This is a genomic window from Kitasatospora kazusensis (genome assembly GCF_039529945.1).
Taxonomy (GTDB): domain Bacteria; phylum Actinomycetota; class Actinomycetes; order Streptomycetales; family Streptomycetaceae; genus Kitasatospora; species Kitasatospora kazusensis.
This window is the reverse complement of sequence record NZ_BAAANT010000097.1, coordinates 1-3167: the sequence shown is the minus strand read 5'-3', so window position 1 is coordinate 3167 and position 3167 is coordinate 1. Positions and strand designations below refer to the sequence as shown.

Genomic DNA, 3167 nt, shown 5'->3' with positions numbered 1-3167 from the left:
CGGTCGTTGTTTGAGAACTGCACAGTGGACGCGAGCATCTGTGGCCAAGTTTTTAAGGGCGCACGGTGGATGCCTTGGCACTAGGAACCGATGAAGGACGTGGGAGGCCACGATAGTCCCCGGGGAGCCGTCAACCAGGCTTTGATCCGGGGGTTTCCGAATGGGGAAACCCGGCAGTCGTCATGGGCTGTCACCCACATCTGAACACATAGGGTGTGTGGAGGGAACGAGGGGAAGTGAAACATCTCAGTACCCTCAGGAAGAGAAAACAACCGTGATTCCGGGAGTAGTGGCGAGCGAAACCGGATGAGGCTAAACCGTATTGGTGTGAGACCCGGCAGGGGTTGCCAATGCGGGGTCGTGGGAAAGTTCTTGACCGGTCTGCCGGCCGGTCGGTGAGTCAGAAACCGTTGGTGTAGTCGAAGGACATGCGAAAGGTCCGGCGTAGAGGGTAAGACCCCCGTAGACGAAACATCAGCGGCTCACTTGAGCTTCTCCCAAGTAGCACGGAGCCCGAGAAATTCCGTGTGAATCTGGCGGGACCACCCGCTAAGCCTAAATATTCCCTAGTGACCGATAGCGGATAGTACCGTGAGGGAATGGTGAAAAGTACCGCGGGAGCGGAGTGAAATAGTACCTGAAACCGTGTGCCTACAAGCCGTGGGAGCGTCGGACACCGAGTTTACTCGTGTGTCTCGTGACTGCGTGCCTTTTGAAGAATGAGCCTGCGAGTTTGCGGTGTGTAGCGAGGTTAACCCGTGTGGGGTAGCCGTAGCGAAAGCGAGTCCGAATAGGGCGACTGAGTTGCACGCCCAAGACCCGAAGCGGAGTGATCTAGCCATGGGCAGGTTGAAGCGCGGGTAAGACCGTGTGGAGGACCGAACCCACCAGGGTTGAAAACCTGGGGGATGACCTGTGGTTAGGGGTGAAAGGCCAATCAAACTCCGTGATAGCTGGTTCTCCCCGAAATGCATTTAGGTGCAGCGTCACGTGTTTCTTGCCGGAGGTAGAGCACTGGATAGGCGATGGGCCTCAACGGGTTACTGACCTTAGCCAAACTCCGAATGCCGGTAAGTGAGAGCGTGGCAGTGAGACTGTGGGGGATAAGCTCCATGGTCGAGAGGGAAACAGCCCAGAACACCGACTAAGGTCCCTAAGCGTGTGCTAAGTGGGAAAGGATGTGGAGTCGCACAGACAACCAGGAGGTTGGCTTAGAAGCAGCCATCCTTGAAAGAGTGCGTAATAGCTCACTGGTCAAGTGATTCCGCGCCGACAATGTAGCGGGGCTCAAGCACACCACCGAAGTCGTGTCATTGCAGCAATACCCCCAACGGGGGCTGTGATGGGTAGGGGAGCGTCGTGTGCCGGGTGAAGCAGCGGAGGAATCCAGTTGTGGACGGTTCACGAGTGAGAATGCAGGCATGAGTAGCGATACAAGAGTGGGAAACTCTTGCGCCGATTGACCAAGGGTTCCTGGGTCAAGCTGATCTGCCCAGGGTAAGTCGGGACCTAAGGCGAGGCCGACAGGCGTAGTCGATGGACAACGGGTTGATATTCCCGTACCCGCTTTGAAGCGCCAACGTCGAACCTCTGAATGCTAAAGCCGCGAAGCCGGCCCGGAGTCTTCGGACAATGGGACGTGGTGGAGCCGCTGACCCAACAGGGTAGTAGGTGAGCGATGGGGTGACGCAGGAAGGTAGTCCAGCCCGGGCGGTGGTTGTCCCGGGGTAAGGGTGTAGGCCGAGTGATAGGCAAATCCGTCACTCATTAAGGCTGAGACCTGATGCCGAGCCGATTGTGGTGAAGTGGATGATCCTATGCTGTCGAGAAAAGCCTCTAGCGAGTTTCATGGCGGCCCGTACCCCAAACCGACTCAGGTGGTCAGGTAGAGAATACCGAGGCGTTCGGGTGAACTATGGTTAAGGAACTCGGCAAAATGCCCCCGTAACTTCGGGAGAAGGGGGGCCGGAACTGGTGAGGAGACTTGCTCTCTGAGCTGGGGCCGGCCGCAGAGACCAGCGAGAAGCGACTGTTTACTAAAAACACAGGTCCGTGCGAAGCCGTAAGGCGATGTATACGGACTGACGCCTGCCCGGTGCTGGAACGTTAAGGGGACCGGTTAGTCGTGATTCGTCACGGCGAAGCTGAGAACTTAAGCGCCAGTAAACGGCGGTGGTAACTATAACCATCCTAAGGTAGCGAAATTCCTTGTCGGGTAAGTTCCGACCTGCACGAATGGCGTAACGACTTCTCGACTGTCTCAACCATAGGCCCGGTGAAATTGCATTACGAGTAAAGATGCTCGTTTCGCGCAGCAGGACGGAAAGACCCCGGGACCTTTACTATAGCTTGATATTGGTGTTCGGTTCGGCTTGTGTAGGATAGGTGGGAGACTTTGAAGCAGCAACGCCAGTTGTTGTGGAGTCGTCGTTGAAATACCACTCTGGTCGTGCTGGATGTCTAACCTGGGTCCGTGATCCGGATCAGGGACAGTGTCTGGTGGGTAGTTTAACTGGGGCGGTTGCCTCCTAAAGAGTAACGGAGGCGCCCAAAGGTTCCCTCAGCCTGGTTGGCAATCAGGTGTTGAGTGTAAGTGCACAAGGGAGCTTGACTGTGAGACCGACGGGTCGAGCAGGTGCGAAAGCAGGGACTAGTGATCCGGCGGTGGCTTGTGGAAGCGCCGTCGCTCAACGGATAAAAGGTACCCCGGGGATAACAGGCTGATCTTCCCCAAGAGTCCATATCGACGGGATGGTTTGGCACCTCGATGTCGGCTCGTCGCATCCTGGGGCTGGAGTAGGTCCCAAGGGTTGGGCTGTTCGCCCATTAAAGCGGTACGCGAGCTGGGTTTAGAACGTCGTGAGACAGTTCGGTCCCTATCCGCTGTGCGCGTAGGAATATTGAGAAGGGCTGTCCCTAGTACGAGAGGACCGGGACGGACGAACCTCTGGTGTGCCAGTTGTCCTGCCAAGGGCATGGCTGGTTGGCTACGTTCGGGAGGGATAACCGCTGAAAGCATCTAAGCGGGAAGCCTGCTTCGAGATGAGTGTTCCCACCTCCTTGAGAGGGTAAGGCTCCCAGTAGACGACTGGGTTGATAGGCCGGATGTGGAAGCCCTGTAAGGGGTGGAGCTGACCGGTACTAATAGGCCGAGGGCTTGTCCTCAG

General features: G+C 56.8%; 1 rRNA gene. It reads left to right on the top strand.

Annotation, left to right across the window (positions count from 1 at the left end):
* Nucleotides 1–42: 42 nt before the first annotated feature.
* Nucleotides 43–3165: ribosomal RNA gene (locus ABD330_RS31925) — 23S ribosomal RNA — on the top strand.
* Nucleotides 3166–3167: the final 2 nt, after the last annotated feature.